The organism is Neisseria sp. HMSC078H04 (genome assembly GCF_001838135.1).
Taxonomy (GTDB): domain Bacteria; phylum Pseudomonadota; class Gammaproteobacteria; order Burkholderiales; family Neisseriaceae; genus Neisseria.
The window spans coordinates 241,817-248,935 of record NZ_KV835834.1 but is presented as its reverse complement, the minus strand read 5'-3'; the positions used below and the strand labels follow the sequence as shown (position 1 = coordinate 248,935).

General features: G+C 47.5%; 3 protein-coding genes and 1 pseudogene. 1 reads left to right on the top strand and 3 read right to left on the bottom strand.

The annotated features are described in order from the left end of the window. Window positions 1–647: 647 nt before the first annotated feature. The 3 genes from HMPREF2560_RS05445 to HMPREF2560_RS05435 all read right to left on the bottom strand — a co-directional run bounded on the left by HMPREF2560_RS05445 (window position 648) and on the right by HMPREF2560_RS05435 (window position 6,790). A complete protein-coding gene (locus HMPREF2560_RS05445; protein ID WP_070873760.1) occupies window positions 648–2,114 on the bottom strand; it encodes a surface lipoprotein assembly modifier in 1,467 nt (488 codons plus the stop codon). A gap of 318 nt (window positions 2,115–2,432) precedes the next feature. Continuing rightward, window positions 2,433–3,320: a Slam-dependent surface lipoprotein gene (locus HMPREF2560_RS05440; RefSeq protein ID WP_070829561.1), complete on the bottom strand. Its 888-nt coding sequence runs from the start codon at window positions 3,318–3,320 to the stop codon at window positions 2,433–2,435. Window positions 3,321–3,520: 200 nt separating this feature from the next. Then, window positions 3,521–6,790: a TonB-dependent receptor domain-containing protein gene (locus HMPREF2560_RS05435; RefSeq protein WP_070644759.1), complete on the bottom strand. Its 3,270-nt coding sequence runs from the start codon at window positions 6,788–6,790 to the stop codon at window positions 3,521–3,523. A gap of 223 nt (window positions 6,791–7,013) precedes the next feature. Between HMPREF2560_RS05435 and HMPREF2560_RS11125 the strand changes: the two are divergent. After that, window positions 7,014–7,119: pseudogene (locus tag HMPREF2560_RS11125) on the top strand (IS5/IS1182 family transposase); the annotation flags it as partial.

Sequence of the window (7,119 nt, the reverse complement as noted above, 5' to 3'; positions counted from 1 at the left end):
ACGGGCGATTTTATTGACGGCCATGGGGTGCTTTACTCCAGAGATTGGATGGTGAGATGAAGATTGATATCCGTTGACTGAATCTTACTTTATTTGGATATGAAAAGAAAAGCGTAAAAAGGTCATCTGAAAAATTTCAGGTAAGCTTTTTGTAAAAGTTATTGTACGACTAGGAGAAACAGGAGTTAACAGGCTAAAATACTAGCACTATGAATTTAACATAATATAAATTATTTTCTTTTTTCCTATTCTTCTACAAATTCCGCTTATTGTTCCTATATGTCAAATGAGAATTAGTGATACTCTAGAGAGTGTGCTCATAGTACTCCAATTTTTAGTATAAAATCAATAGGTTTTAAGAGAAACTTGGCTATTTAATTTTACCTTACCTCTACTTCCTAATTTATTGTGTAGTGGAGTAGGAGAGATATAAGAATACCAAGTACCATCAAACTCTTGTGAAACAAGAAAGTGTAGGGGATAGCTAATTTATACTGCAAAGGCCGTCTGAAACATTAAGTTCAGACGGCCTATTTGCAAATTTTTTTAGCAAGTTGATAAGTTAAACTGTAAGAAATTTGCGAGTTAATCACATTATGAATATAAGATAATAATCTTACAAGAGATCATCTGGCTGACCTTTAATTTCAAAACCTATGCTCTATTTTAATTAGAAATTCATTCCGTTTATAGCGATTTAGCCAGGACGAGCTTTTGTTGTCAGTGTGTTTTACGGTGAGGATGGGTACGAAGCCGCGGAGGAAAGGGCGATCGAATTTGATGTCCAACTGGTAGGTGCGTTCGAAATCACGGCGGCGGGTTTCCAGCCAGGCATGGTAATCCTGATAGGCTGTTTTGCGCCAGATTGCCTGAAGGGTGGCGTCGATGCCGGATTCGAAACGTTTATTGACGCCCGCGCGCAGGCCGTGCCGGCGGTAGGAATCCACTTTTTCGCGGCTGTTTTTGCGCAGGTAGTCGTAGCCGCCGAATACCAGCCAGTCTTTCGGCAGGGCGTAGATGGCGGTGGTGAACAGAAGCGTCTGCGGGCCGTTGAAATGTTTTAATTCACCGCGGTAGCGGTCGTATTTGTGGTCGAGCTGCACGCCCAGCGAGGCTTGGTCGGAAAAGGTGCGGCTGTATGCCGTGCTGATGCCGGCGCTGCTGTCGCGCAGTTTCCCGCCCGACCATTCGTATTGCACCTGCGGGCCGATACTGAAGGAATGGTCTTTGCTCTGAAAACTGTAAGCGGGGCTGACGTTGATATTGTGTTCGCCGTATTCTTTGTTGCCGGGATAGAGCCGGCCCCATGCGTAGCCGCCCAGTTGCAGGCCGTGGTGGCCGTTGAGCGAAATGCGTCTGCTTAAGTTGGCTTCATATACCCACATCCGGTTTTTCAACGCATCGGGCGCGTAGGCGTCAAGCTGTTCGTTGCGGCAGGACAGCATTCCGGCATCGTCCAGAATCGGCTGCCCGTTCGAATCGAAACCGCAGCTTGTCTGATTGCGGACAACCGTCGTGCCCGACGACTGGTTTAAGTTGGTGTCGTAACCCGCGCCGAACGAAACCGAGCCGCTCCACGCATCGCGTTTCTTCAAAGCGTCGGCAAACACTTTGATTTTCTCATTGACGGCGGGCACTTCGGGAATATCGATGCCGTCGAACAATGCCGCCGATTCTTTGTTTTGTTTGTCTATAAACAGCAGCCGCGCCAAATCCAGGCGGCCGCGCAGAAATTCGGGATTTTTGCGGTAAAGCTCGCGGTATTTCGCCAGCGCGGCCTCCAAATCGTCGCGGGACACCGCCTGATTGGCCTCGGCAAACAGCACTATATCGGGGTCGTAATCATCCTGACGGCGGTAAATGTCTAACAGCCGAGCCGTTTCCTCTTCGTTTTGCGCGTTGACCGCCTTCATCAGCGACAACGCCAAATCTTCGCCGTCCTGCACTTCTCCCGCGCCGAATTCGATCGCCGTATTGTCCGCTTCGTTCCTTTCCTGCTGAGCGCGGCGGAGTTCCGTTCCCTGTTTGAGCTGCATGAAGCGGTCTTCCCTGTCGTCGGCAAACGCGTGGGGCAGCAGGCTGATAAAAAAGGGAAGGAGCAAAAGGCGTTTCATAAAATTCTTTCCTGTGTATCGGGCGGCTTTGTTTTTCAGACGACCTTTTCAAAGAAAAACTGACATTTCATCTTTACCGGGCAGAGCATTTTTTTATTTGAATGACGGGTCGTCTGAAAATGAGCTTCTCAAGCCCATCGAAACAGCACGCCTTCAAACTCACGGGCCGTTCGAAAAATACCGGCTTAAACGCATTGCGAAGCCCGATATTTCCGAACGGCCCTGTACGATGTGCATTGTGTGTCGGATGATTTGTGTTTTATAGGCGGACGGAATGGGAAACGACAAAAACCGTCCGCCTTATCGCATTATGATTCATTATTTGCCGATTTTCGTACCGCCAAAGGCAGTGTTATAGGCATGGTTTCGACCAAAATCAGCCACGCCCGCAATCGCTGCGCCTTGATTGCCGAAGAAATGACCGTGGGTCGTACCGGCCACTTTGTTTGCCGTAGCTGTACCGGAGAAGGAAGCCTGAGCCGTATTAATCGTGGCATTGTTGATGGCGACATTCAAACCTGCGCGTTCCATTTCTCCGTTCAGCGTTCGCTTACCGAAATCAGCTTTCAACGTACCGTTTAAGAGGGCTGTATTTTGCGTATGATATTGGTTGATACCCTTAACCGTATAAGTGGCAGTACCCGTAGTCGGCAGATTGGTGGTTCGACCCGTGCCGCTGTAGAAGGCGGTGTAATTCGTGCCTTTGGTACCGACAGCCGCACCGGAAGGAACGGCAGACCAGTCGCCGAAGTAAACATCCATATTACCGACTTTAGAATAAGATAAACGGCCTAAATGGGAATGGTCGGGCATTCTTGGAATATTGTCCCAAACAATACCTTTCATACGGTACAGATTCGCGACCGTAACGCCGTTTTTGTCTTTACCCAAAATACCGTGAGCAAACGTTTTAACAAAATATTTGTTCGCTGTCGCATCGATTTTAGCAAAAGAGACAGGCTTGTTATTGGCAATACCTTTCTCTGGAGTTCCTGAGACAGCCTTGTTATCACTAACAAAAATGGAAGCTTTACCTTTATGCTCACCTTCGTTTTCAAGAGTAACACCAATATGCTTTACCCTTTCGACTTGAATCGATTTGGTCGTCGCACCAGTCGGGTTGGCTTGAAAACCTTTAGGCAGTGCAAACACAGAAGAAGCGGCAAACGCAACACTCAATACCGCAACGGTTTTTACGAGTTTCATAATTCACTCCAAAATAAAGTTTTACAAAATCAACGAACTTTCTCAAGAAGAATCTGAATCAAACTTACAAATCCGCCCTCTTGGAAAAGTAAGGTAAGTATATTCCTATTTTTAGGAAATAGAAACATGAATTATTATCATTTCTGAAAATTTACACTTCACTAATATCAGAGTTTTGATAATTGTATTTAGAAACTATTTTAGAACTTGCCCGTAATCCCTATCCTGATGGTTCTGCCCGGTGCAGGCAGGTAAGAACGGCTCATCGGGTCGAGGTAGTAGCGGTTGGTCAGATTGCTGCCCACAAGCTCGGCAGTCAGGTTCTTGCCGATTTTATAACGCAGGTAGGCATCCCATACCGCAACAGGCTGCCAGCGCATATCGTTATGCTGGGGCTTCATATTGTCATTCTGATATTTATTGCGCACATCGTAGAATGGCTGCCAAGCATCGTTGCGGTTTTCATAGACGCGGCTGTGGTAATGGAGGCGCACGCCTGTTTCCAGTTTGTTGGCAAGGAAACGGCTGCCCAATTCGGCATCAATTGACCAGCGTGGTTGAAGCGCGCTTGCCAGATAGCCCGAATCGGTCAAGCCGCCGTGGTTGCAGACAGGACGATTCATAGTCTTACCGTTTTTCACAAAATAGCTTGAATCAACCATGCCCTCTGTTGCGGATGTCCAAGTGAAATTTTCGTCGCACATTTTGTTTTTCAGGCTGCGGAATACGTTCAGGCTGCCGAAGACGCGTCCGGTATCGAAGCGGGTGGACAGCTCGGCACCACTGCGGATTTGTCTGTCGAATTGTTCGAATTCGAGATTGCTGTCCCTATCGATAACGTTTTCGGTCTTGTTATGGAAGTAATTGACGCGGAAATCCGCTTTTTTCATTTTCGGTAACAGCCCCGTCAAATCATGAATATAGCCCACTTCCCAGTTTTTGGCGTGTTCGGGCCGCCAGCCATAGCCCATGCGGTTGAATGAGCCGGCGGCGGTAGAAAAGCCGTAAGTCCCTTCAAAAATGCTGGGGTAGCGCAGGGTTTCGGTATAGCGCAAATAGGCGCGGCTGTAATCAGTAAAATTGATGGTGGCAGAAAATGCAGGTACCCAACCGCTGCCCTTCTGCTTCATTGCCCTCTGTCTTTCGGCTTCGGTCATTGGCGTTGTGTAAACACTTGCACTGGCTGCGTAGTATTTAGGTACAAATTGCGGACTGTCTGGAATAGACGGGTCATATACAGGATTGGCGACTTTGGTGTGCAAATCAGGAATGCTGCCATTGGTAAGGGGATGATCCTGCATATTCAGACGGCCTTTATCGTCTTTCAACCAATAGAAATCCACCTTTTCATTAGGATTGACCCATTTTTCGCGATCATCTGTCAAAGTCGGAATATATTGCGAATTGACTTGAAACGAAGTCAGGCTAATTTGTGCATGTTTTTTTCTTTGTTCTGCGTATTCCTCTGTTTCATATAAAACTCCATAATCAAGACTGCCATTCGCCAAAGCATCGTCAATTGCCTTGTAATCCGCGTATTCTTGCGGCGTGGCAACCCTGCCGATCGAATATTTTATTCCCCTGTTCATTTCTAACGGATCGCCGGTCTTATTCGTGCCGCTTTCCAAACGTCTGCTTTTATCCTGAAGTTGGAAATTGGTATATCGCCCACCTGCCGTCAAAGTCAGCCAGCGGAAGGGTTCGTAGCGAAAATTAAAGCCCAGATTGTATTCACGCCGCTTGCCGTTGCGAGGTACACCGTATTGGTTCAATTCATAATTTGCCCTGATGGTGCTGTTTTCGAGTTCTTCCCGATATTTGTCGTATCCTCCCCGCTCCAGCTCGTCTGAAAAATCATTGCGCGATGTCAGTTTTTCATTTTGAAAATCGCCCATCAAAGTCAACGACAGTTTGTCGCTCAATTTCATACGGTTGGAGAATTGAAAGCCTGTACGGTTGTTACGGGCGTAATAGGCGTTGCCTTCAATAGTGTTGAACCTGCCGTTTGTATTGGGCGTTTCGGGTTTGGGCGGTTTTGGGACTTCAAAACCTGCATTCAGCAATTCTTGACGCTCTTCAGGCGTAGCTTTTTGCCATCTGTCGTACTCATCCCATGCTATTTGAAATTTGTTGTCCTCATAAACGGTATCGCCGGGTGAGCCACCTGCGGTATTGGTTTTGGATTTGGTGCGCGTTGTCCAAAGCGTGGCATCGAAATCTATCCAACGGCTGCCCTCGGGCTTCCACGAATAGTCGATATTGTAGGAACGCTGTTTTACCCATGCCTGCGGCCATTCGGCAATTTTGTTGAGGACGGACGCATCCCAACTGATGGGGCCGATAATGCGCGAAGGCATAATTTCGCCGAACGTGGAATCGGTATGGCGCAGGCCGAATTTGAGCGTTTGGCGGTTCGGCAGACGGAAGGTGGTTTTACCTACCCATGATTTGGTTTCGAGCGAGGTATTGCTGACTTCCCCGCCCGGATGATAAAAAAGTCCGATTTTTGAAATATCGGGTGCGCCCAGCATGTTTTCACTGCCGAAAAATTTCTCACCCTTGGCAGCGGCTTCTTCTTTACGACGTTTCAATTCGTCTAAAGTTTCTTGTGTCCAAGGACCGATATAACCGTAGCGTTCCGCGCCTTTTTTGCCGGAAAAATAATTGCCTTTACTGCGGTAGGCATAGGCAAGCATGGCATCGAAATTGTCCTGCTTGGTGGCGGCGGCAATGCGGTAGGCTTTATCCTCCCCAAATTTATTGCGTCCGTTGAAACGCTGGTCGATTCGGTCGGTATCGTCAAAAAACGAACGCCAAATACCACCCGTCGCTACTGCGGGAACAGGCAAGGTTCGATAATCGACTGAATGTTCATAAGCATTCTCACGCCTTTTGATGGAATTGTTGGAAGCCTCCGCCTTCACTTCAAAGCCGTATTTCTGCCCTTCGGGGACAATATCGTCGGCATCGATGGTTTTCAGGGCGACGGAGCCGCCTATGCCGCTTTTCATATCACGGCTGAACGAGGGGCCTTTTTCGATAGAAACGCTACTGATGATGTTGGGGTCGACGTAGTTGCGGTTGTTTGCGCCCGCGTAGCCGCGCCAGACGGTAATCGCCTGCTCCGTGCCGTCGATGGTAACGGGAATCCGTCCTTGACCTTGCACACCACGTATATTCGGATCCAGCGCGCCGCTGTTGCGCGCGTCGCCGCTGTACACGCCGGACATACCGCTTAAAAGGTCGGATACGGTGTTGCCTTTGAAGGTTTCGACTTCGTTTTTGCTCTTGTAAAGATTGACGATTTCGCGGGTATAAACGCGGTTTTTACCGATTTCATCCTTATTTCGAGTTCCTTTGACAGTTATGGTATCGAGAATAACTGTCGAATTATCTGCAGCATAAACGGCAGGGACGAAACCAATGGCGGCGATGCAGGCGGAGAGGGTGGTGACTTTGATCGGTTGCATAGAATGAATCCATATAACTTGATTGGTAAGGCCGTCTGAATGAGACAGACCGAATAGATGCGATTACACTCTGACTAAAATAATACAAATAAGTTTGATTATTATTTATAATTTTATGAAATTCTAACTTGTTTTTAATAATATGGAAATGTTTTTTGAGATTTGATCAATAGAATAGGGAGGGGAAGCGGTAGAGATTATTGAGCCGCTATTTCGATTATGTGAGTTATTTCTGACACTGCACCGTAAATTCCGCTATGCCCGGGCAGTCTATTTGGGGCAGAACAAAGTAAGTGTGCAAAGCCATCTGAAGGCGATGTGTTTGAACC